The 24,233-nt window shown below is 67.0% G+C and carries 26 protein-coding genes; 13 read left to right on the forward strand and 13 right to left on the reverse strand.

Features of this window, described 5'->3' with window-relative positions; genetic code table 11:
• On the forward strand, positions 1-1,539 hold the full coding sequence (locus ACFULV_RS00490; RefSeq protein WP_378651636.1) for an AMP-binding protein: 1,539 nt from the start codon (positions 1-3) through the stop codon (positions 1,537-1,539).
• A 152-nt stretch (positions 1,540-1,691) separates the two neighbouring features.
• Positions 1,692-2,096 (forward strand): hypothetical protein, encoded by a 405-nt coding sequence (locus ACFULV_RS00495; RefSeq protein ID WP_378633201.1) that lies wholly within the window; start codon positions 1,692-1,694, stop codon positions 2,094-2,096.
• Between the two features lies 1 nt (position 2,097).
• On the opposite strand, the gene ACFULV_RS00500 is transcribed toward ACFULV_RS00495, so the two are convergent.
• The gene (locus tag ACFULV_RS00500; RefSeq protein WP_378651639.1) at positions 2,098-3,255 is read right to left on the reverse strand and encodes an epoxide hydrolase family protein; all 1,158 of its coding nucleotides are present in this window, start codon (positions 3,253-3,255) and stop codon (positions 2,098-2,100) included.
• 63 nt (positions 3,256-3,318) lie between these two features.
• On the opposite strand from ACFULV_RS00500, the gene ACFULV_RS00505 reads away from it, so the two are divergent.
• A complete protein-coding gene (locus ACFULV_RS00505; RefSeq protein WP_378651642.1) occupies positions 3,319-4,275 on the forward strand; it encodes a helix-turn-helix transcriptional regulator in 957 nt (318 codons plus the stop codon).
• 47 nt (positions 4,276-4,322) lie between these two features.
• On the opposite strand, the gene nrdF is transcribed toward ACFULV_RS00505, so the two are convergent.
• Complete coding sequence (gene nrdF / locus ACFULV_RS00510; RefSeq protein ID WP_358105034.1) at positions 4,323-5,285, reverse strand: class 1b ribonucleoside-diphosphate reductase subunit beta; 963 nt, start codon at positions 5,283-5,285, stop codon at positions 4,323-4,325.
• A 394-nt stretch (positions 5,286-5,679) separates the two neighbouring features.
• On the opposite strand from nrdF, the gene ACFULV_RS00515 reads away from it, so the two are divergent.
• From ACFULV_RS00515 to ACFULV_RS00525, 3 genes are all read left to right on the forward strand, one after another.
• Positions 5,680-6,666: a hypothetical protein gene (locus tag ACFULV_RS00515; protein WP_378651645.1), complete on the forward strand. Its 987-nt coding sequence runs from the start codon at positions 5,680-5,682 to the stop codon at positions 6,664-6,666.
• 19 nt (positions 6,667-6,685) lie between these two features.
• Positions 6,686-7,630: a hypothetical protein gene (locus ACFULV_RS00520; protein ID WP_378651648.1), complete on the forward strand. Its 945-nt coding sequence runs from the start codon at positions 6,686-6,688 to the stop codon at positions 7,628-7,630.
• A 136-nt stretch (positions 7,631-7,766) separates the two neighbouring features.
• Positions 7,767-8,747 (forward strand): peptidase, encoded by a 981-nt coding sequence (locus ACFULV_RS00525; RefSeq protein WP_378651650.1) that lies wholly within the window; start codon positions 7,767-7,769, stop codon positions 8,745-8,747.
• Here ACFULV_RS00525 and mgtE read toward each other — a convergent pair.
• Both mgtE and ACFULV_RS00535 read right to left on the reverse strand, forming a co-directional pair.
• On the reverse strand, positions 8,744-10,192 hold the full coding sequence (gene mgtE, locus ACFULV_RS00530; RefSeq protein ID WP_378651653.1) for a magnesium transporter: 1,449 nt from the start codon (positions 10,190-10,192) through the stop codon (positions 8,744-8,746). The genes ACFULV_RS00525 and mgtE overlap by 4 nt on opposite strands.
• A 360-nt stretch (positions 10,193-10,552) precedes the next feature.
• The gene (locus tag ACFULV_RS00535) at positions 10,553-11,128 is read right to left on the reverse strand and encodes a TetR/AcrR family transcriptional regulator (protein ID WP_378651656.1); all 576 of its coding nucleotides are present in this window, start codon (positions 11,126-11,128) and stop codon (positions 10,553-10,555) included.
• 80 nt (positions 11,129-11,208) lie between these two features.
• Between ACFULV_RS00535 and ACFULV_RS00540 the strand changes: the two genes are divergently transcribed.
• Entirely contained in the window at positions 11,209-11,895 is a 687-nt protein-coding gene (locus ACFULV_RS00540) for a DUF899 family protein (RefSeq protein WP_378651658.1), read from the forward strand.
• On the opposite strand, the gene ACFULV_RS00545 is transcribed toward ACFULV_RS00540, so the two are convergent.
• Entirely contained in the window at positions 11,874-12,401 is a 528-nt protein-coding gene (locus ACFULV_RS00545; protein ID WP_378651661.1) for a hypothetical protein, read from the reverse strand. The two genes, ACFULV_RS00540 and ACFULV_RS00545, sit on opposite strands and share 22 nt — an antisense overlap.
• 183 nt (positions 12,402-12,584) lie before the next feature.
• On the opposite strand from ACFULV_RS00545, the gene ACFULV_RS00550 reads away from it, so the two are divergent.
• Together ACFULV_RS00550 and ACFULV_RS00555 are read left to right on the forward strand one after the other, a co-directional pair.
• Positions 12,585-13,577, forward strand: a complete 993-nt coding sequence (locus ACFULV_RS00550; protein ID WP_378651664.1) for an LLM class F420-dependent oxidoreductase — start codon at positions 12,585-12,587, stop codon at positions 13,575-13,577.
• A gap of 40 nt (positions 13,578-13,617) precedes the next feature.
• Entirely contained in the window at positions 13,618-14,073 is a 456-nt protein-coding gene (locus ACFULV_RS00555) for an RDD family protein (RefSeq protein WP_378651666.1), read from the forward strand.
• 17 nt (positions 14,074-14,090) lie between these two features.
• Here the strand turns inward: ACFULV_RS00555 and ACFULV_RS00560 are convergent, their stop codons facing one another.
• Positions 14,091-14,579, reverse strand: a complete 489-nt coding sequence (locus ACFULV_RS00560; RefSeq protein WP_378651669.1) for a DUF3558 family protein — start codon at positions 14,577-14,579, stop codon at positions 14,091-14,093.
• Between the two features lie 398 nt (positions 14,580-14,977).
• Between ACFULV_RS00560 and ACFULV_RS00565 the strand changes: the two genes are divergently transcribed.
• Both ACFULV_RS00565 and ACFULV_RS00570 read left to right on the forward strand, forming a co-directional pair.
• Positions 14,978-16,462: a cellulase family glycosylhydrolase gene (locus ACFULV_RS00565; RefSeq protein WP_378651672.1), complete on the forward strand. Its 1,485-nt coding sequence runs from the start codon at positions 14,978-14,980 to the stop codon at positions 16,460-16,462.
• 71 nt (positions 16,463-16,533) lie between these two features.
• A complete protein-coding gene (locus ACFULV_RS00570; protein ID WP_378651675.1) occupies positions 16,534-16,944 on the forward strand; it encodes an RDD family protein in 411 nt (136 codons plus the stop codon).
• A 50-nt stretch (positions 16,945-16,994) separates the two neighbouring features.
• Here ACFULV_RS00570 and nrdE read toward each other — a convergent pair whose 3' ends face one another.
• The 4 genes from nrdE to ACFULV_RS00590 all read right to left on the reverse strand — a co-directional run bounded on the left by nrdE (position 16,995) and on the right by ACFULV_RS00590 (position 20,830).
• Positions 16,995-19,076, reverse strand: a complete 2,082-nt coding sequence (nrdE, locus tag ACFULV_RS00575; RefSeq protein ID WP_378633474.1) for a class 1b ribonucleoside-diphosphate reductase subunit alpha — start codon at positions 19,074-19,076, stop codon at positions 16,995-16,997.
• 59 nt (positions 19,077-19,135) lie between these two features.
• Positions 19,136-19,609, reverse strand: a complete 474-nt coding sequence (nrdI, locus tag ACFULV_RS00580) for a class Ib ribonucleoside-diphosphate reductase assembly flavoprotein NrdI (protein ID WP_378633160.1) — start codon at positions 19,607-19,609, stop codon at positions 19,136-19,138.
• Positions 19,610-19,639: 30 nt separating this feature from the next.
• On the reverse strand, positions 19,640-19,873 hold the full coding sequence (gene nrdH, locus ACFULV_RS00585; protein ID WP_358184484.1) for a glutaredoxin-like protein NrdH: 234 nt from the start codon (positions 19,871-19,873) through the stop codon (positions 19,640-19,642).
• A 387-nt stretch (positions 19,874-20,260) separates the two neighbouring features.
• On the reverse strand, positions 20,261-20,830 hold the full coding sequence (locus ACFULV_RS00590) for an NAD(P)H-dependent oxidoreductase (RefSeq protein WP_378651678.1): 570 nt from the start codon (positions 20,828-20,830) through the stop codon (positions 20,261-20,263).
• Positions 20,831-20,926: 96 nt separating this feature from the next.
• Between ACFULV_RS00590 and ACFULV_RS00595 the strand changes: the two genes are divergently transcribed.
• Together ACFULV_RS00595 and nadE are read left to right on the forward strand one after the other, a co-directional pair.
• Positions 20,927-21,574, forward strand: coding sequence for a TetR/AcrR family transcriptional regulator (locus ACFULV_RS00595; RefSeq protein ID WP_378633472.1), 648 nt, complete (start codon positions 20,927-20,929; stop codon positions 21,572-21,574).
• A 6-nt stretch (positions 21,575-21,580) separates the two neighbouring features.
• Positions 21,581-22,405 carry an ammonia-dependent NAD(+) synthetase gene (nadE, locus tag ACFULV_RS00600; RefSeq protein WP_378633155.1) on the forward strand — a complete coding sequence of 275 codons (825 nt, stop codon included), beginning with the start codon at positions 21,581-21,583 and terminating at the stop codon, positions 22,403-22,405.
• 28 nt (positions 22,406-22,433) lie between these two features.
• Here the strand turns inward: nadE and ACFULV_RS00605 are convergent, their stop codons facing one another.
• The 3 genes from ACFULV_RS00605 to moaA are packed head-to-tail and all read right to left on the reverse strand — an operon-like array spanning position 22,434 to position 24,092.
• Entirely contained in the window at positions 22,434-22,796 is a 363-nt protein-coding gene (locus ACFULV_RS00605; protein WP_378633152.1) for an iron chaperone, read from the reverse strand.
• 2 nt (positions 22,797-22,798) lie between these two features.
• Positions 22,799-23,041 (reverse strand): MoaD/ThiS family protein, encoded by a 243-nt coding sequence (locus ACFULV_RS00610; protein WP_056812377.1) that lies wholly within the window; start codon positions 23,039-23,041, stop codon positions 22,799-22,801.
• A complete protein-coding gene (gene moaA, locus ACFULV_RS00615) occupies positions 23,034-24,092 on the reverse strand; it encodes a GTP 3',8-cyclase MoaA (protein ID WP_378633150.1) in 1,059 nt (352 codons plus the stop codon). Before moaA ends, ACFULV_RS00610 begins: the two co-directional genes overlap by 8 nt.
• Between the last annotated feature and the right edge of the window lie 141 nt (positions 24,093-24,233).

A 24,233-nucleotide genomic window follows, 5' to 3' on the forward strand; every position in this document is an offset into this window, starting at 1 on the left:
ATGACCTCGCTACGCCAGATCCGCGCCCTGGCACGGGCCGGGATCATTGATCCGCGTCACCCCGCGCAGATTTTGCGGACCGCCCGCACCATGCGCGCGTTCGGCCCGATCGCCGGTGGGATCCGTTCCTCGGCGCGACGCGCACCCGAGCGCATCGCGCTGATCTGCGACGGCGAGCGGATCAGTTACCGGGAACTCGATCAACGCACCGACGCACTCGCCGCCACCTGGCACGCCGACGGCCTCGACGCGGGTGACACGGTCGGCGTGCTCTGTCCCGACGGAGTGCGGCTCGTCGAATCCATGGCCGCCACCGCGAAACTCGGCGCTCGACTGGTGCTGCTCAATACCGGATTCGGCGCGGCGCAGTTGCGTGACGTGCTGGACCGAGAGGGGGTCAGCGCACTCGTCCTCGACCCCGCCCTGTCCACGATGGCTCAGGATCTACCCGAACGGATAGTCCTGCTGGACAACATGATTCGCTCCGACGTCCCACCGATCGGCACGCCCGCACAGCAGGGCGGTTTCGTCCTGCTCACCGGCGGCACCACAGGTACGCCCAAGGGCGCACCACGACAAGTCGAATCACCTTTGGCCGCCGCACAATTCGTCGACCGGGTTCCGCTGCGACGCGGGCAGACGGTGCTGCTGTGCGCGCCGCTGTTCCACGGCACCGCGCTGTCCCAGTTCATCCTCTCGCTGAACCTGGGGTCGACGATCGTGCTGCACGGCCGGTTCGACGCCACCCGCGCCCTCGCCCAGATCGCCGAACATCGCGCCGACATGGTCGTGCTGGTGCCCACCATGCTGCGTCGCCTCCTCGATCTGGACCCGAAGTCCTTGTCCACCACCGATACCCGCTCCCTGCGGATCGTGTTCACCGCCGGGGCGGCGTTGCCGTCGTCGTTGGGCACCAGGGCGATCGACACCTTCGGCCCGGTGATCTACAACTTCTACGGCTGCACCGAGACCGGTACGGCCACCATCGCGACCCCGCAAGACTGGATCGCCGCACCGGGCACCGTGGGCAAACCCCCGGTCGGGATCACCGTCGCGCTCTACGACGCCGACGGCACCCGGATCACCGAGCCCGGCGCGGTCGGCACCGTCTACGTGGGCAACACCATCGCCTTCGAGGGCTACTCCGGTGGCGGGTCCAAGCAACTCCGTGGCGGGTTGATGAGCACCGGCGACCTCGGTCACTTCGATTCCGGCGGTCGGCTTTTCATCGACGGACGCGATGACGACATGATCGTCTCCGGGGGCGAGAACGTCTTCCCCGGCGAGATCGAGGACCTGCTCTACCGGCACCCGTCGATCACCGAAGCGGCCGTGATCGGTGTGCCCGACGAGGAATTCGGTCAGCGGCTCGCCGCGTTCGTGGTGCCCGCGGGCGAGATCGACGCCGAGACCGTGCGCACCTACGTGAAAACCCACCTCGCCCGTTTCAAAGCCCCACGCGATGTGCTGTTCGTCGACGAACTACCGCGCACCCCGACCGGCAAGATCGACCGCCGCGGCCTGGCCGCACTGAGCTGACCGAACCCGGCGGCGCCGACGAGGGGTCGGCGCCGCCCGCTCGGCCGAGAAACCGCTGGTAGCGGCCCCATTGCTATCATGGCCAACAGTGCTCCATGATGTCGCGCCCGCCTGGCGACGAAGCTCGGCCACCCAGCGCTCGAGGAGGAAACATGGCTCAGCATGCCGATGATCGAGTCCCGCCCACATCCGACAACGCCGCCGATCTCGACCTGCCGTGGGCGCCCCGCGACCACAAGTGGAGCGGCCCGAAGGCCGAACACGACGCACTGAAGTGGGCCGACGGCGACGCGCTCAAGTTGGCGAGCATCTACCTGTATCGCGAGCCCGGTGGCAATCCGGCGACCGAGGCCGACTACAAGTTCCCGGTCGCCGACATCATCGACGGCAAGCCGACACGGGTCTTCCACGCGGTCACCAACGCCGCGTCCCGCCTCGACGAGGCGCACATCTCCGAAGCCGACCGCGCCACGGTGAAGCATCGGATCTCCGAGCTCTACCGGGACGCGGCCGAGGCCTTCGACGACCCGTCACTGCGGGCGCCCTGGGATCGCTGACTCAGCGCAGTCCACGAAAGAACGCGCGGATGTCGTCGACCAGCAGGTCCGGCACTTCCATCGCCGCGAAGTGGCCGCCACGATCGAACTCCGACCAGTGCACGATGTCGGTGTCGGCGCCGGCGTAGCGCCGGATCGCGATGTCCTCGGCGAAGACCGCGACGCCGACGGGCGTGGTCAGCGGCGTGGTCTCCCAGGAGCGGACGTGGGTGGCCTCGTAGTACAGCGCGGCCGATGAACCCGCGGTGCCGGTGAGCCAGTACAGCATCACGTTGGTCAGCAGCCGATCCCGGTTCACGGCGTCCTCGGGCAGGCCCACGGCCGGGAACGTCCACTCCTTGAACTTCTCCACGATCCACGCGAGCTGACCGATCGGCGAATCGTGCAGGCCGTAGGCCAGGGTCTGCGGGCGTGAAGCCTGGATCTTGAAGTAGCCGTTGCCCTCGCTCTTGAACAGGGCGAGGCGGTCCAGCCGGGCGAGCTCGGCGGGAGTCATCGTCGCCTTCTCGTCGTCGGCGACCGGGCCGAACGGGATGTACCCGAAGGTCGCGGCATTGACGTGCACGCCGATCACCTTGTCACCGCCCGCGCGGCCCACCTCCGGCGTGACGAACGCGCCCCAGTCTCCGCCCTGCGCACCGTAGCTCTCGTAACCGAGCCTGCTCATCAACTCGACCCACGCCTTGCCGATGCGGGCCGGATCCCAGCCCTCCTCGGCGACCGGCCCGGAGAATCCGAAGCCGGGCAGCGACGGGATCACCAGGTGGAAGGCGTCTGCCGGATCGCCACCGTGGGCCGCGGGGTCGGTGAGCGGACCGATCACATCGAGGAACTCGACGACCGAACCCGGCCAGCCGTGCGTGAGGATCAGCGGCGTGGCATCGGGATTCGCCGAACGTACGTGCAGGAAATGGATGCGCTGGCCGTCGATCTCGGTGGTGAACTGCGCGAACCCGTTCAGTTCCGCCTCGGCCGCGCGCCAGTCGTAGGAGGTGCGCCAGTAGTCGGCCAGCTCGCGCAGGTAGGCCACCGGCACACCGCGACTCCACTCGGCGCCGGGCTGCTCGGCAGGCCAGCGCGCATCGGTCAGCCTGGCTCGCAGGTAGTCCAGATCGGACTGCGGGATGTCGAGGTGGAACGGGGTGATCTCGTTGGTCATGAGGACAACGGTATGACCACAAACGGACACCTTCTGTCCTATAGAACTGGCAGAGTCGAATTCGTGAAAGAAACTTCGGCGCGGCTACTTCGGCTGCTCTCCCTGCTGCAAACGCGGCGCGAATGGTCCGGCGACGAGCTCGCCGCGCGCCTGGATGTCAGCACCCGCACAGTGCGCCGCGATATCGACAAGCTGCGCGCGCTGGACTACCCGGTCCGCGCGGTGAAGGGCATCGACGGCGGCTACCACCTCGAGGCGGGCGCGCAGCTGCCGCCGTTGCAGCTCGACGACGAGGAAGCCGTCGCGATGGCGATCGCGCTGCGCACGGCGTCGATCAGCGGGGTGAGCGGGATCGGCGAGATCGCGCTCAGCGCGCTGGTCAAACTCGAGCAGGTGCTGCCCGCCCGATTGCGGCACCGCGTGCACGCCATGCAGGTCTCGAGCGTCCAGACCCCCGGCCGGTCCCGCGTGGATGTCGATCCGGCGGTGTTGTCCGCCGTCGCGGCCGCATGCCGCGACCGTCAACGCCTGCGATTCGACTATCGCAGCGGTGGCCGCGAATCCCGTCGCGAGACCGAACCACACGAACTCGTCACCTGGGGCCCGCGCTGGTACCTGGTGGCCTGGGATATCGACCGCGACGACTGGCGCACCTTCCGGGTGGACCGCATGTCACCGAAAATCCCGGTGGGCCCGCGCTTTTCACCGCGCGAGATCCCCGGCGGCAACGCCGCGGCACACGTCGCGAAAGGTGTCGCCCAGCTCTGGCCCTACCGCGCCGTCGTGCGACTACACGTGCCCGCCGACTCCGAACCGGCCCGCTCCGCGGCCACCTACGGCACCGTGCAACCGATCGACGCCGACTCCTGCCGCCTGGAGATCGGTGCCGACAATCCGCGCGGCTTGACCTTCCTGCTCGGCGCCCTCGACACCGATTTCGACATCGAGCACGGCCCGGAACTGGTCGAGCACCTGCGCCTGATCGCCGCGCGATTCACCAGGGCGACCACCCCGCAATAGCGGAACGGCGGCGGAAAACGCTCCGCCGCCGTTCGAATGGAGTTCGCTCAGAACTCCCAGTCCTCGTCCTCGGTGTTGATCGCCTTGCCGATGACATAGCTGGAACCCGAACCCGAGAAGAAGTCGTGGTTCTCGTCGGCGTTGGGCGACAGCGCCGACAGGATCGCCGGGTTCACCTCGCACTCGTCCTTCGGGAACAGGCCCTCGTAGCCGAGGTTCATCAGCGCCTTGTTGGCGTTGTAGCGCAGGAACTTCTTGACGTCCTCGGTGAGGCCGACCTCGTCGTAGAGGTCCTGCGTGTAGTCGACCTCGTTGTCATAGAGCTCGAAGAGCAGCTCGAAGGTGTAGTTCTTGAGCTCGTCGCGCTCGGCCTGGGAGACCAGCTCGAGGCCCTTCTGGTACTTGTAGCCGATGTAGTACCCGTGCACGGCCTCGTCGCGAATGATCAGACGGATCATGTCGGCGGTGTTGGTGAGCTTGGCCCGCGAGGACCAGTGCATCGGCAGGTAGAAGCCGGAGTAGAACAGGAAGCTCTCCAGCAGCGTGGAAGCCACCTTGCGCTTGAGCGGATCGTCGCCGTTGTAGTACGACAGGACGATCTCGGCCTTGCGCTGCAGGTTGCGGTTCTCCTCCGACCAGCGGAACGCCTCGTCGATCTCCTTGGTGGAGCACAGGGTGGAGAAGATCGAGCTGTAGCTCTTGGCGTGCACCGACTCCATGAACGCGATGTTGGTGTACACCGCCTGCTCGTGCGGGGTGAGCGCGTCGGGGATCAGCGAGACCGCGCCGACGGTGCCCTGGATGGTGTCGAGCAGCGTCAGGCCGGTGAAGACCCGCATCGTGAGCTGCTTCTCGTCGGGCGTGAGGGTGTTCCAGGACGGGATGTCGTTGGACACCGGGACCTTCTCGGGCAACCAGAAGTTGCCGGTCAGCCGATCCCAGACCTCGGCATCCTTCTCATCGGGCACCCGATTCCAATTGATGGCCGACGCCCGATCGATGAGCTTCATTCCGCCTCCACACCTTTCCGCCAGACCTGTTGACCCGCACCCGCCGCCGTGCGCGAAGCCCTTCACCCACGAACACTACTCGTAGTGGGTGACAACCTCGGGGAGCACTACAGCTTGTGTTGCGGCGCGCGGAACTCGACCCGACCGGCCGAACACCCACGCCACACACGCGGCCCCCATTGTGCGGCACGATCGCGAAGTCACCACCATCGCATCGCCAGTGATTCGCCACATGTGTGCCGGCACCCGCTTCACCGGTGAGCGCCGCCACTGCCCGGCGCACCCGGGCCCGGTGCGGATACGGGGCGCCGATTCCGGCACACTGGGCATTCGACAGGGCTCGACCGTGAGCCGGAGGGAGGCGGGAGTCGTCCCGCGCGAGGGGGATTTGTCGATGCTGTGGCGTCGTTGCGCGGTGGCCGCCGCTGTCATGATCGGGCTCACCGCCTGCCAGGACGACCTACCCGGGCACCGGCCGGTCACCCCGATCGAGGCGGCCTCGGCGATGCCCGCGTACTGGAAGACGGCGCCGACCTCCGACGATCAGCGCCTCGAACTGCTGCGACGGCTGCGCGCGATCGACCCGTGCGCGCTCATCCCCCGGACCGACCTGGCGAAGATCGGCACCCTGCTCGAGGTCGATAACGACGGCCCGAACAAGTGCGAAGCGACGTTCGACTCCACCGAGAGCGGCAAGGGCACCTCGGTCAGCTGGGCGATCGGCGTCGCGCCGACCGGGTACGGCTGGGGACAGTCCCAGCGCGAGGAGGTCGACGGCATCACCGTCGGCGTTCTGCGCGATCTCGACAACGGCCCCCAGGTCGAAGGACAGCTCGACCGAAGTTGTCTCGCCACCGCGGCTTTCGCCAATACGACCACGCTCCCGGTCCACGTGCGAACGCCACTGGGCACCGAACCGTGCCCGGCCGCGCAGTCCGCGCTGGCCCGCGCGATGGGCGGGCTCGCCGCCGAACCGGCACAGGGCACCTCCCCGGACACCCCGCGGACCGCGCTGCACGGCAAGGACCCGTGCGAGGTCGCCGCCGCGCTCGACACCGCGGTCACCGTCCTCGATCTGCGGATATGGTCCTGCCAGTTCACTTTCCGAGGTGCGGCCATCGATGTGGACTACGGCTACGAGGCGCGCGGCTACGCCGACAGCGGCAAGCCGCTCTTCACCGTCAACGGCCACACAGGGTACGGCCCCAGCGACGACACGAGCGAATATGCCTCGTACACAGCGATAGTCGGCCCCAGCCTGCCCGGACCCGGTTCCGACCTGATGGGCCCCGCCGTCCCCACCATCCGCGTCTTCGGCACGGACCGTGCCGCCCTCGAATCCGTCCTCCGTTCGACCACCGAACTCTTCCCCGCCACCTGACCGGACAAGGAGAACCCCTGTGCGACAGCTCATCCTGCTCGCCACCGCAGTGCTGACGATGGTCGCCTGCGGAAGCGAACCCGCACCGGACTCCATGCCCGAGGGTGGATTCTGGTCCACCGCAGCGGTTTCCGATCAGGAGAAGGTCGCGGTTCTGCGTAAGGTCAGGGCGATCGATGTGTGCGCGCTGCTCCCCCGCGTGGCACTGGGCACCCTCGGCACAGTGCGCGACGTCGAGAACGTGCATCCGAATCAGTGCCGGCTCAGCATCGCCGTGCCGGGTCATCTCACCGGCATCGACGCGACCTGGAGTACCGGGGTGATGTTCGAGGGCGAGCCGAGCATGGACGGCCCGGTGGACGAGGAGTCGATGGGCGACGTGCGGGTGCTGTTCAACGACGAGCCCGCCGCGTCGGATGATCCGCAGGTGCGCGGGGCCTGTCAGGCGTGGGCGCGGTTCGTGGCGGGGGCCGACCTGTCCTTCAGCGTGCGGGCGCCGCAGGACGCGTGCGCGACGGCGAAGACGCTGGTACGGATCGCGTTGACCGAGTGGCGCGAGGAGCCGCCCCAGGGTTCCTCGCCGGATTCGGATCGGGCGGTGATCACCGGCGCCGATCCGTGCGCGGTCGCGCCGTTGCTCGGCGTTCGGGTGCCGGTGGCCGATCAGCGCGTCACCACGTGCAAGGTGATCGTCGACGGGCACGACGCGATCGTCACCTTCGACTACAACGAGGAACGCTCGATCATCGACGACACCCCGGCCTTCACCGTGGGCTCGCGCCAGGTGTACCGATTCGATACGGCCCAGGCCGACATGGCGTCGCTGTCGGCCGTCGTCGGTCCCGGCCTCGCACCGGGACCGACCGACGCACTGCTCGGCCGGCGCGTGCCGACGGTCTCGGTCACCGCCCACTCGACGATCGCGGAGAAGGTCATGCGCGAAACCTTGCCGCTGGTGCGCTGACAGCTCGGCACCGGTGCGATCACGACAACGTTCTGAGAACGACCTGGCGTGATGTTTGCGCGAGTGTTGCCGTCGCGGGCAGACTCGGTGGTCGGGCGCGGGTCCGGGCCCGTATCTGTCGAGGACAGGGGTGCCGATGTATCGCAGGATGGCGCTGGCCGCTGCCGCGTTGCTCGTGTGCGCCGGATGCGGGAGTGACGACGCGGGCAACCCACCCGATTACGGGGAGCTGCCGCCGCCGCCCACACCGGTGATGCCCGCCCAGCCCCCCGAGTTCTGGTCGAAGGTCCCCCAGGATTTCGCCCAGCGAGCCGAGGTCGCCCAGGCGACCCGCCAGGTCGATGTCTGCGCGCTGCTTCCGCGCGACACTCTGGCACGGCTCGGCGAGGTCAAGAGCGTGACCGTCGGCCTGGATTCGTGCCGGGCCCTCATCGGCAGCGACAAAGCCGGTGAGGGCTCGACCCTGACCTGGCACGCCACCCTGCTGGGCAGCCTGTCGGCCGGTGGCCGGGGCACCACGCGGCAGATCGGCGACGCGAACGTCCGCACGGTCCCCGACCGCGATACGGGTGAACCGCGCGCCTGCGGCGTGACCGCCCAGTTCCCGTCGAGCGCGGCCTTCTATCTCGGCCTTTCCACACCGGGCAAGAACCCGTGCACGGTCGCCGACGAACTGATGCCCGGCATGATCGAGCGCTGGCGTCAGTCGCCGAAACAGGGCACCTCCCCCGACACCGCGCCGACCGTGCTGCTCGGCGCGGATCCGTGCACGGTCCGGGGCAAACTGGCCGGCGCCGTCCCCGACGACGAACAGCGGCTCACTCAGTGCCTGTTCGGGTACCGCGGCGAGAAGATCACCGTGAGTTACGAGTACCGGGTACCCGAGTATCTGGCCGCCAACAGCACCGAGGACCACATCAACGGCCGCACCGTGCACCGCTCGGTCTCGGTGTACGACAGCTCGATCCCGATCTACACCGCGGCCGTCGGCCCGGAATTGCCCGCCGAATCCACCGTTTTCGGCAGGCGCATCCCCGTGGTCGAGGTGGTCGCCGCCACCGACGACGTCGCGAAAGACGTCATGGCACAGGCGCTCACGCTCTTTCCGCAGCGTTAGATCCCCAGCACGAGCTTCGCGGTCGTGAAGTAGATGATCAGCCCGGTCGCGTCGACCAGGGTGGTCACCATCGGCGCCGACACGACCGCGGGGTCGATCCGGAACTTCTTGGCCAGCAACGGCATCGTGCCGCCGATGGTCGCCGCCCAGCCGCAGATGACCACCAATGTGATGGCCACGACGATGGCGATCTTCGGCCCCACGAACACCGTGCCGATCAGCAGCCCGGCCGCGGCCAGCATGCTGCCGAGCACCAGCCCCACCCGGCACTCGCGCCAGATCACCTTGAACAGGTCCGAGACCCGCACCTCGCCGACGGCCAGCGCGCGCACGCACGCCGTCGCCGCCTGCGCACCCGCGTTGCCGCCCGCGCCGATCAGCAACGGGATGAACAACGCCAGGCTCGCGGCCTGTTCGAGCGTCGTGGCGAACATGTCGGTGACACTCACCGTCAGGGTCGCCGCGAACAGCAGCAACATCAACCACAGCGCCCGATACCGCGCCAGCTGGAACACCTTGGCGGCCATGTAGTGGCCCTCCCACGGCGCCGAACCGGCCTGCTTGGCGACGTCCTCGCTGTCGGCGGCCTCGAGCACCTCCATCGCGTCGTCGATGGTGAGCAGCCCGACCACCCGGTCCTCGCTGTCGACGACCACCAGGTTGATGAGGTTGGTGGAACTCATCAGCCGGGCGGCCTTCTCCGCGGCATCGGTTGCCCGCACGAACGGCGGCTCGGTGACGACGAGCTCGGACACCATCGCGTCCGGCGAGTGCAGCACCAGTTCGCGCAGTTCGACGATGCCGGTGAGGCGGCGGCCGCGATCGACCACGGGCAGCGTGTAGACGGTTTCGGCGTTGGCGCCCTTGGCGCGCACACAACCCAGCGCCTGCGCGACGGTCAGATTGTCCGGCAGCGCAACGACTTCCGGCGTCATGTACAGCCCGACCGAGCCCTCGGGGTAGCCGAGCAGCGTGGCGGTCATCCGGCGCTCGCGCGGGCTCAGCCCGGCGAGGACCTTCTTGGCGACCTTGGCGGGCGCTTCGTGCAGCATGCGGGCGCGGTCGTCGGGGTCCATCGCCTCGACGAGATCGCGAAAGCTCTTCTCGCGCAGGCCCTGCAGGATCTGCTGCTGGTCGACCGGCTCGAGCTCCTCGAACACGCTGAGCGCGCGCTCCTTGTCGAGCAGCCGGAACACGACACCGGCCTGCACGGCGTCCATGCGGGCCAGCGCGTCGGCGATGACGTGCGGCGGACGGTTGTCGAGCCAGTCCAGGCCGCCACAGACCCGGTGGGTCTCGACGATGTCGCGCACCGATTCGGACAGGATCGCGAGCGCCTCGGTGACAGCGTGGTCCTCCACGGCTGCGCGGCGCGGTGAAACCACCTCGGGCACAACGGTTTCGGTGGGCACATGACGGGTGGTGACGAGATCGACGTTCGACATGATCGAGTCCTCTGGCGTGACAGCGCACACGCCTGCGGCACAACAGCTACAGGATGCGCGAGAAGTGGAACGAGTGACGGTGGTTCACACCGCGGGGCGTCCACCACCGAGGCCGGCACGCACAGACCGGACCGAGCAGGTCAGGATCGGCAGTACGAGGACGAAGGGGTGACGCCGCGCGGCCTTCGACTGGGAGGTTCATTGCGCATTGCAACCCCACCTCCTCGCAGTCGCCGCGGGTGATCGCTCCGCGGATCGCTTGGAGTACCCACTCGGGCACACCCTTCCACTGATGAGACTACATGCGAGGGCCGATCGTTTCACCTTCAGCGCGCGTACCACTGGTCACAGTGATACCGATCACACCACCGACGGCAGCCCCGCGATGACCGTGTCAACCGCCTGTTCGGCGAGCGGCCACAGCTCGGCGCGGTCCAGGTGCCGCAACGGCCCGCGCAACGCCAGTTCCGCGAATCCGTGCACGGTGGACCAGCAACTCCAGGTCGCACCCGCACGCGCCGCCGGTGCGAGATCGCCGATGTGCACCATCATGTCGAGGGCGTCGGCGAGGGCGAGGTAGGGGGGCGAGTCGACGACCGACTCGGGCGAGGTGTCACCGGCGCCGAAGAACGCGACCGCGAACCAGCCGGGCTCGAGCAGCGCGAAGCCGATATAGCCGAGACCGACCGCGCGCAGGCTCGCACGACCGGTCGCGGGGCCGCGCTCCATCCCCTCGGCCATCCTGGACTCGATCGCGGCCGAGACCGCGCGCAGCAGGGCACGCCGGTCGGGAAAGTGCCGGTAGGCGGCGTTCGGCGTGACGCCGACCTGGCGGGTGACCGCACGGATGGTCAAGGCGTCGGGGCCGCCGGCCCTGGTGAGTTCCAGCCCGGCCTCGACCAGTGCCGCCGCGAGGTCACCGTGGTGATAGGCCAACTCTTGAACCCTCTCTCGACGAAGTGTACGGTGTGAACATATCAAATGTGCACGCCGTACACATCGGAGGGTGGCTCACCATGACCGCATTGCCCACCATCGTCGATCAGGACGTCTGGCAGGCCGAACTCGATCAGCTCCGGATCCGGGAGAAGGCCGCGACCCGCGAACTCGACGCCGTCGCCGCCCAGCGCCGGCGCATGCCCGCCGTCCGCCTGCCCGACTACACGCTCGAAGCCGAAGACGGCCAAAATGTTTCGCTCGCCGAGGTCTTCGACGGACACTCACAACTGATCACCTACCACCACATGTGGACACCGGGGAACACCTGGCAGTGCCCCGGCTGCACCGGCCTCACCGCGCAGTACGCACGACTGGACTTCCTCGACGGCTACGACGCGCGATTCGTCATCGTGACGCAGGGGCCGATGGACGAGGTACTCGCCTACAAGAAGCGCGTCGGCAACGCGATGACCTGGTATTCGACCGCCGACAGCCCGTTCGGCGCCGACATGGGCGCAGGCCCCGGCGCGGGTTTCGCCGTGAACACATTCCTGCGCGACGGCGACACCGTCTACCGCAGCTGGCACACCGACGGCCGCGGCACCGAACAACTCGCCTACACCTTCGGCCTCATCGACGCGCTCCCCTACGGCCGCCAGGAGCAATGGCAGGACAGCCCCGAGGGCTGGCCGCAGTCACCGACCTACAGCGGCTGGCCGAGCAGCAAGGACATCGCCGCGTCCTACGGCGACCCGAGCGCCTGACCTGCGAGATCAGCGCCCACCGCACGCTCGACGGCAGGCCGGTCGGGCGTGTGGGTCAGCCACGGCGGGATCGGCCCGGTCTGCGCGCCGAACAGGTACAGCCGGGGCACCAGGTCGCGCAGGATCACGTGCACGTCGAGCCGGTCGTCGATCATGTGCGTGATGCCGAGTTCGGCGCAGTGCGGCGCCTTGCCCGCGCGAGTTCTGCAGAAGCGCAGGTGTTCTCGGGGGATTCCGGTGCGGGCGGCGAAGTCGTGATGGTCGAGCCATTGCCTGGTGCGCTGCTCGATGCGCGGACCACATTTGGAGATCACCCAGGCGTTGCCGTCGAAGGCTCTCACCAGCCGGTTGAGCACGGCGAACGCATCAGGACCGGGTGGAGTGCTCATCGCTTCGTCGAAGCCACCCGACAGGAATACGGTGTCCGCGGCGCCCGGTTCGAGCGCTGCCCCTTGGATCACTCGGCCGAAGTCGACGCCGAGGCGGGGTGGAGAAATATTGTTCATACGCCCGCAAGCATGCCCGGGTTCTCCCCGCGTGCCAACAGATTTTCGGCGCATAACGGCCGGTCCAGGGTTCAGCGCGGTGCGCGCACAATAGTTGCCTGAGCGCGCAGAAGTGGAACAGTGGATCTCGACAGCCGCGGCGTGTGGCGCCGCTCGAGCTCTACTCACTCCAGGAGAAAACCTGTGCGCTTCGGCATCTTCGTTCCCCAGGGCTGGCGGCTAGATCTGGTCGGTATCGAACCGGCCGACCAGTGGTCGGTGATGCGCGAACTGGCCCAGCGGTTCGACGCGGGCACCGACTGGGAGTCGATCTGGGTCTACGACCACTTCCACACCACACCCGTTCCCACCGACGAAGCCACCCACGAGGCGTGGACGTTGATGGCGGCGTTCGCGGCCACCACCTCCCGGGTGCGGTTGGGCCAGATGTGTACTGCCATGAGCTACCGCAACCCCGCCTACCTCGCCAAGGTGGCCGCCACCGTCGATCTCATCTCGGGTGGCCGGGTGGAGATGGGCATCGGCGGCGGCTGGTACGAACACGAGTGGCGCGCTTACGGTTACGGCTTCCCGTCCGCCGGTGAGCGCCTCGGCCGCCTCGACGAAGGAGTCCAGATCTTCCGCGAGGCCTGGAAGACCGGCCGAGCGACATTGGACGGCAAGTACTACCAGGTCGACGACGCGATCGTGCACCCACGACCGTTGCAGGAGAACGGGATTCCGATCTGGATCGCCGGTGGCGGCGAGAAGAAGACCCTGCGCATCGCCGCCAAATACGCCGATTACACCAACTTCAGCGGCGACCCCGACGAGTTCGCCCGCAAGTCCGACATCCTGCGCCAGCACTGCGAAGAGGTCGGCACCGATTTCTCCGCCATCACCCGCAGCTCGAACTTCAACGCCATCGTGGGTACCACCGAAACCGAAGTGCAGGAACGGCTCTCGACCATCGTCGACCGCTTCACCCCCTTCCTCGGCGCCGATGAGGCGAAAGCCCGCGTGCACGAACAGTTCGCGACCAGCGCGGCGGTCGGCACTCCGGAACAAATCGTCGAACGCCTCACGAAGGTCAAGAACCTCGGCCTCGCCTACACCATCGTCAACTTCCCCGAAGCCGCCTACGACACCTCCGGCATCGAACTCTTCGAACGCGAGGTGATTCCGGCATTGGCGTAATCCACGGCCGGTCATAAGCGTCGCCCCTTACCTTTCGTCCATGAGCGACCCGGTGACCGTGCGGAACGAGGCGAAGGTTCTCGCCGCCAGATACGAGCGAGATGTTGACGGCCGACTGATCTTCGTTCCCGCGGTCCCCGACAAGGCAGAGTCGAAACCCGAGTTCCCGCTGCTCGCGACGAACGCACACGGCAGCTCCACCTGGATGTGGCTCGCGTTCCCCATCGACATGGCACTGCACCTCGCGATCGGCGCCGCTGTCTGGTTCGTGTTCCCGACCCCGGTGGCCTTCGCGTACGGCGCCCTGGCCTGGCTGACCGCCTCGTTCATCCACCGAACCTTCGTCCAGCGCCTCACCCGAACAACGCTCGGCAAGTCGCTGTTCGGCCTCCGAATCCGCTACGCCGACGGCACCTACCCCACCCTCGGCCGCCTCGTCAAAGAATGGTTTCGCGGCGTCGGTTGCACCATCGAACTCTGCTGCTCGTTCGGCTGAACCCAGTCGGACTCGGCTCAGGTCGGGAAGGTCGGAATGATCGAATCGCCCATGTGGCGCAGGGTGGTGCAGGCGTCGGCGGTCTGCTGGGTGGGGTTGTTCACGACCACCATGCGGATGACGCCTTGGGACGCGGCGAAGAGGATGTCGCAGGCGGTGGGGGTGTCGCCGAGGCGACGGCCGGTGCGGCCCGCGACTGTGTAGTCGGTGAAGGGTGTCGGACCTGCTTCCTTTTCGAACTCCTCGAGGGTTCGCGAGGTCGAGAACACCCTCAGGTAGGCGGTGGCGCCGGTCCATTCGCAGGTCTGCCAACCGGCGGACACCGCACCGGCCGCCACCTTCGTCGCGGGGTCGACACCGGCCTTCTGTAGTGCGTCCGCGGTGACTCCGGTGCACGGCTCGAACAATGCCTTCGGCTGCGCGGCCTGGGACTCCTCGCTCGCGCATCCGACGAGCGTCGCCAACGCCAATCCCCCGGTCGCTACCACCATGAGCGCGCGCTTCATCCGTTCCCTCTCACCGTGCATCGCAAAACGCGGCCACGTTAACAAGGCTCGCAACCTCACCGAGCGATCGTTCGACAAGACTTGGTCGGTCACCACCTGGCTCACACGGCGACTGTGACGAACACCCACCCAGCGACAGCCCCCGACGTGAACTCCGCGTCGACCTTGTATGCGTCGAGCGGGATGTAGACGACTCGGCCACAATCCACAAACACCACGACGACGCATCCGCGGCAAGACATCTTCGGCGTCGAACACGCAGCGATTCATGGCCTTTCGCGATTGTGGCCTTGACCACACCGCTGCGATCCGGCTATGTTCTCTCGCCAACAGAATTGGACATACGTTCAGTTGAACGAGCGTCCGTCTGGGGATCGAGGACGCAGATGATGAGGACGATGAGGCGACCGGTGCGCTGGCTGACGGCGGTCGCACTCGCAGCCGGGCTGGCCGTGAGCAGCGCCCCGGTGACCGCCGACCCCGCGACACCGCTGACGCCGCTGCGGGCACAGGGGTCCGCGTTGATCGACGGGTACGGACGCACCGTGCTGCTCCACGGGGTGAACACCGTCGACAAGGACGCGCCCTACCTGCAACCCGGCGACGGATTCACCCTCACCGACGAATCGGCGGCGATACTGGCCCGGCACGGGTTCACCACAGTCCGGCTCGGGGTGTCGTTCGACGGGCTGATGCCGACAGCGGGTGTTGTCGATACCGCCTACCTCGACCGGGTCGAGAATGTCGTGGATACCCTTGCCGCGCACGGCATCTACACCTTGCTCGACAATCACCAGGACGGATTGTCGAAGATCTGGAACGGCAACGGATTTCCCGAATGGGCGATCCGCGCCCGGCCCTCGGACGGTGAGCCGAATCCCGGATTCCCGCTGTACTACCTGATGCCGAGCATGAATGCCGGGTGGGACGAGGTGTGGAACAACACCTACGGGGTGCTGAACCATCTGGGAGTGGCGCTGGGCGCGCTCGCCGAGCGGATGAACGGGCGAGCGAGCGTGCTCGGGATCGAGTTGCTCAACGAACCGTGGCCCGGTTCACCGTTTCTCACCTGCTATCCCGACGGCTGCCCCGACTTCGACGTGAAATATCAACGGGCACTGCAACAGCTGACCGATGCGGTCCGGGCACGCAATGCCACGGTGCCGGTGTTCTGGGAGCCGAACGTCACCTGGAACGAGACCATGCCGAGCCACCTGGGCAAGAATCCACCGATCACCAGCCCGAATATCGTTTTCTCCCCGCACGATTACTGCATTCCCAGCCAGCTCGCGATCTACCTCGGCCTGCCCGAGGAGCTGCGCGCACTGTGCCCACCGCAGCAGGACCGGACCTGGTCGAACATCGACGCGTTCGCCGGCCGCACCGACATCCCCACCATGGTCACCGAATTCGGCGACGGCGATCCGACCGTGTTGCGCAACACCACCACCCGGGCCGACGAACGGTTCGTCGGCTGGCACTACTGGCATTACAGCGCCCGCGACGGTGATCCCTTCCGCGGTGAACTCGGCCGCGAACTGGTCCGCACTTATCCACAGGCCACCGCGGGAACCCCCGACGGCATGGTCTTCGATTCCGGCACAGGCGATTTCGCCTACCGGTACCGTCCTCGCCCAGCCTCGGCCCCGACCGAGATCTACGTCTCGGATCTGTTCCATCCGGACAGCTACGAGGTGAAGGTCACCGGCGGTCGGGTCACCTCGGCGCCCGGCGCGCGCATCGTCACCGTGGAAGCCGAGGGCACCGACCCGGTCACCGTTCGCATCCACCGCCCTGGCTCGGCGGGCGCGGACCTTCCCACCGGCGGCGGCACGGGATCGGCCTCGGGATTTCCCTGGTTGTCGTCCGGATCCGCGGGCTGACACCGGAGGTGATCAGGTCGGCAAGGTCGACACCGGGTGCTTGTTAAGCGGCGTCGACCACGCTGAGCCCCATGAGCAACGCAGCACCGCCCCGGCACGCGGCGAGGAACAGCGGATACGAGCGCGGCCCCGCACGACCGAAGGACGAATTCCCGCTCACCGGGCGCACTTCCAGCGGCGACGAGACCGGCGTGATCCCCGCGTTCCTCATCGATATGGCGCTGCACGCCGCGATCGGCGTCACCGCCTGGTACCTCGCGCCCGGCACGACAGCCGTTCTGTACGGCATCCTCGCCTGGCTGAGCGCGTCTTTCCTGCACCGCACCGTCATCCAGCACCTCACCCGGACAACGATCGGCAAGTGCCGGTACGGACTCCGACTGCGCCACGCCGACGGCACCTACCCGTCGACCTGGCAGCTGACCGTCCAGTGGTTCCGCGGCGGCTGGTCCTGCTTCGATCTCTTCGACAGTGCCCGCTGACACGAAAGGGGCGGTCTCCCTCGGGAGACCGCCCCTTTTTCGAGCTCAGCTCACAGCATGCAGCTGACGCAACCCTCCACCTCGGTGCCCTCCAAAGCCATCTGGCGCAGGCGGATGTAGTAGAGCGTCTTGATGCCCTTGCGCCATGCGTAGATCTGCGCCTTGTTCAAGTCACGGGTGGTGGCGGTGTCCTTGAAGAACAGCGTCAGCGACAGGCCCTGGTCCACATGCTGAGTGGCCGCGGCGTAGGTGTCGATGATCTTCTCGTAGCCGATTTCGTAGGCGTCGTCGTAGTACTCGAGATTGTCGTTGTCCAGGTAAGGGGCCGGGTAGTAGACGCGGCCGATCTTGCCTTCCTTACGGATCTCGATCTTCGACGCCACCGGGTGGATCGAGCTGGTCGAGTGGTTGATGTAGGAGATCGAACCGGTCGGCGGCACGGCCTGCAGGTTCTGGTTGTAGATACCGTATTCCTGCACCGAGGCCTTGAGCAGCCGCCAGTCGTCCTGGGTGGGGATGCGCACGCCGGCGTCGGCGAACATCTGAGCCACCTTGTCGGTCTTGGGCTCCCATGCCTGGTCGGTGTACTTGTCGAAGTACTCGCCGCTGGCGTACTTGGAGTCGGCGAACCCACCGAACGCGGAGCCGCGCTCCTTGGCGATCAGGTTCGAGGCCCGAATCGCGTGGTAGACCACGGTGTAGAAGTAGATGTTGGTGAAGTCCACACCTTCTTCGGAGCCGTAGTGGACCCGCTCACGCGCCAGGTATCCGTGCAGGTTCATCTGGCCGAGGCCGATGGCGTGGGACTCGTTGTTGCCCTGCTCGATCGAGGGCACCGAGAAGATGTGCGTCTGGTCCGAGACGGCGGTGAGCGCGCGGATCGAGGTCTCGATCGTCTGACCGAAGTCGGGCGAATCCATCGCCTTTGCGATGTTGAGCGAACCCAGGTTGCACGAGATGTCCTTGCCCACCTTGGAATACGACAGATCGTCGTTGAATTCCGAAGGGGTGGAGACCTGCAGGATCTCCGAGCACAGGTTCGAGTGGGTGATCTTGCCCTTGATCGGGTTGGCCCGGTTCACCGTGTCCTCGAACATGATGTAGGGGTAGCCCGACTCGAACTGCAGCTCGGCGATGGTCTGGAAGAACTCGCGCGCCTTGATCTTCGACTTGCGGATGCGCTTGTCGTCGACCATCTCGTAGTACTTCTCGGTGACGTTCACATCGGCGAACGGCACACCGTAGATGCGCTCGACGTCGTACGGCGAGAACAGGTACATGTCCTCGTTCTTCTTCGCCAGCTCGAAGGTGATGTCGGGGATCACCACACCCAGCGAGAGCGTCTTGATGCGGATCTTCTCGTCCGCGTTCTCACGCTTGGTGTCGAGGAAGCGGTAGATGTCGGGGTGGTGGGCGTGCAGGTACACCGCGCCCGCGCCCTGACGCGCACCCAGCTGGTTCGCGTAGGAGAAGGAGTCCTCCAGCAGCTTCATGATCGGGATGACACCCGAGCTCTGGTTCTCGATCTTCTTGATCGGGGCACCGTGCTCACGGATGTTGCTGAGCAGCAACGCCACACCGCCGCCGCGCTTGGACAGCTGCAGCGCGGAGTTGATGGAGCGCCCGATGGACTCCATGTTGTCCTCGATACGCAGCAGGAAGCAGGACACGGGCTCGCCGCGCTGCTTCTTGCCGGAGTTGAGGAAGGTGGGGGTGGCGGGCTGGAACCGGCCGTCGATGATCTCGTCGACCAGGTTGCTCGCCAGCACCTCGTCGCCGGCGGCCAGCGTCAGCGCGACCATGCAGACGCGATCCTCGAAACGCTCCAGGTAGCGCTTACCGTCGAAGGTCTTGAGCGTGTACGAGGTGTAGTACTTGAACGCGCCGAGGAAGGTCGGGAACCGGAACTTCTTGGCGTAGGCCTGCTGGAACAGCTGCTTGACGAAAGGCCGACCGTACTGGTCGAGCACCTCGGTCTCGTAGTAGTTCTCCTTGACCAGGTAGTCCAGCTTCTCGTCCAGATTGTGGAAGAAGACGGTGTTCTGGTTCACGTGCTGCAGGAAGTACTGGTGCGCGGCCTCGCGATCCTTGTCGAACTGGATCTCGCCGTTGGGGCCGTACAGGTTCAGCATCGCGTTGAGGGCGTGGTAGTCGAGCACCTCGCCCGCCTCGCCGCGCACCGCCGACTGCTCTAGGCGTGCTGACTTGCCTGCCGGTGCTGTGGTTGCTGTTGCCAAAACAATCCCAATCCCTCTCGGACGCGCGCGACGTCCTCAGCGGTTCCCATGAGTTCGAAGCGATACAGATACGGCACCCCGCATTTTTGCGAGATGATGTCTCCTGCAACGCAATAGGTATCGCCGAAGTTCGTGTTGCCGGCCGCGATCACCCCGCGCAGCAGCGCGCGGTTGTGTGGGTCGTTGAGGAACTTGGCGACTTGCCGTGGAACGAGGTCCTTGTCGGGACGTTGTCCACCCATGACGTGCCGACCACCACCATAGGTGGGGGTGATCAGCACGTAGGGTTCGTCGATCCGCGGCGGTTCAGCGGTGGTGTGTAGCGGAAGTCGAGTTGCCGGGAGACCGAGCTTCTCGACGAAACGATGAGTGTTCTCCGAAGCGCTGGAGAAGTAGACCAGCCCGCCCGGAGTCATCTGCTCGGGCATGGCGCCTCCTTACCGGCGAACCGGCGCGAACTACGCAGCCGCGACGGCGAGCGACTTGATGCGGTCGGGACGGAAGCCCGACCAGTGATCGTCACCCGCGACGACGACCGGCGCCTGCAGGTAGCCCAGGGCCATGACGAAGTCACGCGCCTCGTCGTTCTCCGAGATGTCGATGACGTCGTAGTCCACGCCGACCTTGTCGAGAGCCTTGTAGGTGGCGTTGCACTGCACGCAAGCGGGCTTGGTGTACACGGTGATGGTCATGATGGAAGTCCCTCTCTCCTATGCCTGATCCACAGCCTGTGATCCGTATGCAATGCACGAACGGGTGATGCTGCGCAAACTCCTGGATCTGGCGAAGAAAGCCCTGCTCGCAACCCCTTCCCTTGGGCCCGATCAGTGGTGGCTCCACACCGTCTTCCAGTACGACAGACACTACACCTAGTGTCCGACAGATGGGAACAACACAAGGTGTTGCGAGTCGCACGGATGTAATTCCCACGCGGTAAGTCCCAGGACGGGCCGCCGACCAGCAGGGAAAACAGTGGTTCAGATCACGATTTCATCTACCGGCGAGTCTTCAGCAAACTTCGTGGACAGCGAAAGGGCGTCGCATCCGTGACGGATGCGACGCCCTGCCGAAGGACCAGCTTACGCCGTGATCAACGTGCCGTTCACCGCGGCGACCAACTCGTGCACGGTCGCGCCGAGCTGGGTCAGCGCCTCGGCGTCCTCGGCCGGATGGGTCTGCGCGAAACGCTCGCCGATGGTCGCGAACTGCGCGTGCGCCGACTCGACGACGACGCCGCCCGCCACGCCGACGGACTTGACGGTGTCGCCGTGTGCCCACGCCGCGGCGTTCGGGCTGATCGACGCGCTCACCACGGCGACCGGCTTACCCTTGATCGCACCGGCGCCGTACGGACGCGAGGCCCAGTCGATGGCGTTCTTCAGCACGGCGGGCAGGGTGCCGTTGTACTCGGGGGTGACCAGCAGGACGGCGTCGGCGGCGGCGACGGCGGCACGCAGCGCCTCGGCCCGCGCGGGCACCTCACCGGGTACGTCCAGGTCTTCGTTGTAGAACGGGATCTCGCCGAGGCCCTCGTAGATGCTGATGTCGACACCGGCGGGCGCGGTCTGCACGGCAGCCTCGGCCAGGCGGCGATTGATGGAGCCCGCGCGCAGGCTTCCGACGAGAGTAAGGATGCGGGTCTCGCTCATTGCGACTCCTGGTGTACTCAGTGGAATGATCCAAGTTTCATCCGACATTAACCGGACCCCGGTCCGATTACTTCCCGCGGAGGACGCGTGAGCGGCGTGAGCTATGGCACACCCAAGTCCGACGAGCCACCCCTGCTGGGAATCGGACGGCCGCTGCCCGGCAGCGCGGAACCCGTCGAACGTGCCGACGCCGCGCGCAATCGCGCGCTGCTGCTCGACGCGGCCCAGCAGTTGGTGCGTGAGCACGGCGTCGACGGACTCACCATGGACGCGCTCGCCAAGCGCGCGGGTGTCGGCAAGGGCACGGTCTTCCGCCGGTTCGGCAACCGGACCGGGCTCATGCTGGCCCTGCTGGATCACTCCGAGCAGAAATTCCAGGCCGCGTTCATGTTCGGGCCCGCGCCGCTCGGTCCCGAGGCAGGCCCGGTCGAGCGGCTGATCGCCTTCGGGCGGACCCGGCTGCTCGACATCGAGGTGGAGGGCGATCTACACCAGGCCGCGGAGAAGGACGGGCGTTTCGGTGGTGGACCCTACGCCCTGCACAAGGCGCACATCATGCTGCTCCTTCGCGCGATCGGCGTCGACGGTGAGGTGCCGCTGATCGCCGACACCCTGCTGTCCACACTGTCGGCGGCGCTGGTCATCCACCAGGTCGAGGTGCTCGGCTACACCCGCGATCAGATCGGCGACAACTGGGAATGGCTCGTTCGCCGGGTCGTTTCGCCTGTCCCCCAAGTAGAGTGAGACCGCATGGGGACACTGCGTGAACAGATCATTGCCGAATTGGGTGTGCTGCCCGAGATCGAGGCGAAGCAGGAGGTCCGGCGGCGCGTCGACTTCCTGAAGGACTACCTGGCCACCACCCCGGCCAAGGGATTCGCCCTCGGGATCAGTGGCGGGCAGGACAGTGCGCTGGCCGGTCGGCTGTGCCAGCTGGCCGTCGAGGAGCTGCGCGCCGACGGTGTCGAGGCGAAGTTCCTGGCGGTCCGGCTGCCCTACGGCGTGCAGGCCGACGAGCACGACGCGCAGACCGCCTTGAATTTCATCGACCCCGATCGCACGGTCGTGGTGAACATCCGGCCCAGCGCCGACGCGGTGGGCATCGAGGTGGCGGGCGCGCTCGATCACGAGCGCCTGCGCGACTTCGTGCGCGGCAACATCAAGGCGCGTGAGCGGATGGTCGCCCAGTACGCCCTCGCGGGCCAGGAAAGCCTGCTGGTGGTCGGTACCGATCACGCGGCCGAAGCGGTCACCGGGTTCTTCACCAAGTTCGGCGACGGCGGTGTCGACCTGACTCCCCTCACCGGTCTCACCAAGCGCCAGGGCGCGGCCCTGCTGCAAGAACTCGGCGCTCCGTCGAGCATCTGGTCCAAGGTCCCCACCGCCGACCTCGAAGACGACCGCCCCGCCCTCGCCGACGAGGACGCACTCGGCCTGCGCTACGCCGAGATCGACGACTACCTCGAAGGCAAGGACGTCACTCCCGAGGTGGCCGCCCGCGTGGAGTCGATCTTCACCAACACCCGCCACAAGCGCACCGTCCCGGTGACCCCGCTCGACACCTGGTGGCGCTAGGGGCGTGATCCCGGCCCCACCGGCCGGATCAGCAGATCTGGGCGCCTTCACCGGAGGCGGTGGCTCGCAGCAGGTCCCGAACCAGCTCGTAGTCCGGTTCTTTGCGGAAACGCAGGCATCCTTTGCCCATGTCCTGGCTCGCGAGACGGTCGGCGAAGGCCGCGCGGACGTCGGAGCGCAGGAGATAGAAGGAGATGTACTGCTTCTGGCTGGCGAAGGCGACCTCGCCGGTGCCGTCGCGTTCGTAGGCGGGCATCCCGTAGGACATCACCTCGGTGAAGCCCGGCAGCTCCTGGAGGCACAGGTCGCGCAGCCTGGTGAGCGCCTCGCGGCGATCGGCCGGGAGTTCGGCGAGGTAGGTCGCTACGTCGGGGGCCTTGCTCTGGACCACGGCTAGCCGCCCGCGAAAGGCGGGAGAACGTCGACTCGGTCGCGGAGCATGGCCGACGGGTCGCGGGTGAGTTCGTCGCCGATGAGGAAGGCGCAGACGCCGACGAGGCTGTCGATATCGGAGCCGTAGGTGGCGGCGAGGGTGGCGCGCAGGTCGGCGACGGTGGCGCCGTCGGGTAGGTCGAGGGATTCGGTGTTCTTGCCGACCGCGTCGGCGATGGCGGCGAAATAGCGGACCTCAACCACCGATGGCTCCCATCGTGCGTTCCGGGGGGACGAAACCGGCGGCGTCGATACCGTGACCGGCCCACTTCTGCCACATCGCACCGCGCCACAGCTCGGCGACCTCGTCGTCGTCGGCGCCTGCCCGCAGCGCGGTGCGCACGTCGAACTCCTGGTCGCTGAACAGGCACGAACGCAGCATGCCGTCGGCGGTGAGCCGGGTGCGGTCGCAGCTGTCGCAGAACTTGCGCGTGACCGTGGCGATGATCCCGACAGTCGCCGGCCCACCGTCGACCAGCCATTTCTCGGCCGGGGCGGACGGGTCGGCGCGGGCGGTGGGGGTCAGGGTGAAGCGCTCGCCGAGGACGTCGAGGAGGTCGGCGGCGGTCACCATGTGATCGCGGGCCCACTCGTGGTCGGCGTCGAGGGGCATCTCCTCGATGAAGCGCAGTTCGCACTGTTCGGCCAGGCACCACGCGAGCAGGTCGGCCGCGCCCGCCAGATTCTGGCGCATCAGCACGGCGTTGACCTTCACCGGCGCCATCCCCGCGTCGCGCGCGGCACGGATGCCGTTGAGGACCGACTCCAGCCGGTCGCGGCGGGTGAGGCGGGTGAAATCTTCCCGGTCGACGGTGTCGAGGGAGACGTTGACCCTGGTCAGGCCGGCCGCGGCGAGCTTATGGATGCGATGTTCCAGGCCGACGCCGTTCGTCGTCATAGCCAGCGGGGTGCCGGGCACCGCCGCATGACAGCCCGCGATGATCTGTTCCAGCTCACGGCGCATCAGCGGTTCGCCGCCGGTGAACCGCACCTCCCGCACACCCAGCTCGCGCACCGCCAGCGACACCAGCCGCACGATCTCGTCGGCGGTGAGCAGTTCCTGGCGCGGGATCGGCGGCAAGCCCTCTTCGGGCATGCAATAGGTGCAGCGCAGCGAACACTTCTCGGTGATGGATACGCGCAGGTCGCGGGCGACCCGGCCGAAGCGGTCGACGAGGAACGGCGTCTCGGGCCTGCCGTCCAGGGACGGCCGCTCCGATCGCACGGCGGGTATCCCCATTTCGACCAGCGTCATCTCTACAGTATGACCCGTAAGGCCCGTCACATTCCGTGCGCCGGGCCGATTCTTCGCGAACTCGTCAGCTCACCGCCGAGCGCCTACCACCGTGAGCAACGCGACGCCGACCGGCCCCGACGCCGACGATTAAGCTGGCAG

The sequence above is a fragment of the Nocardia sp. NPDC057272 genome, assembly GCF_042668615.1.
Taxonomy (GTDB): domain Bacteria; phylum Actinomycetota; class Actinomycetes; order Mycobacteriales; family Mycobacteriaceae; genus Nocardia.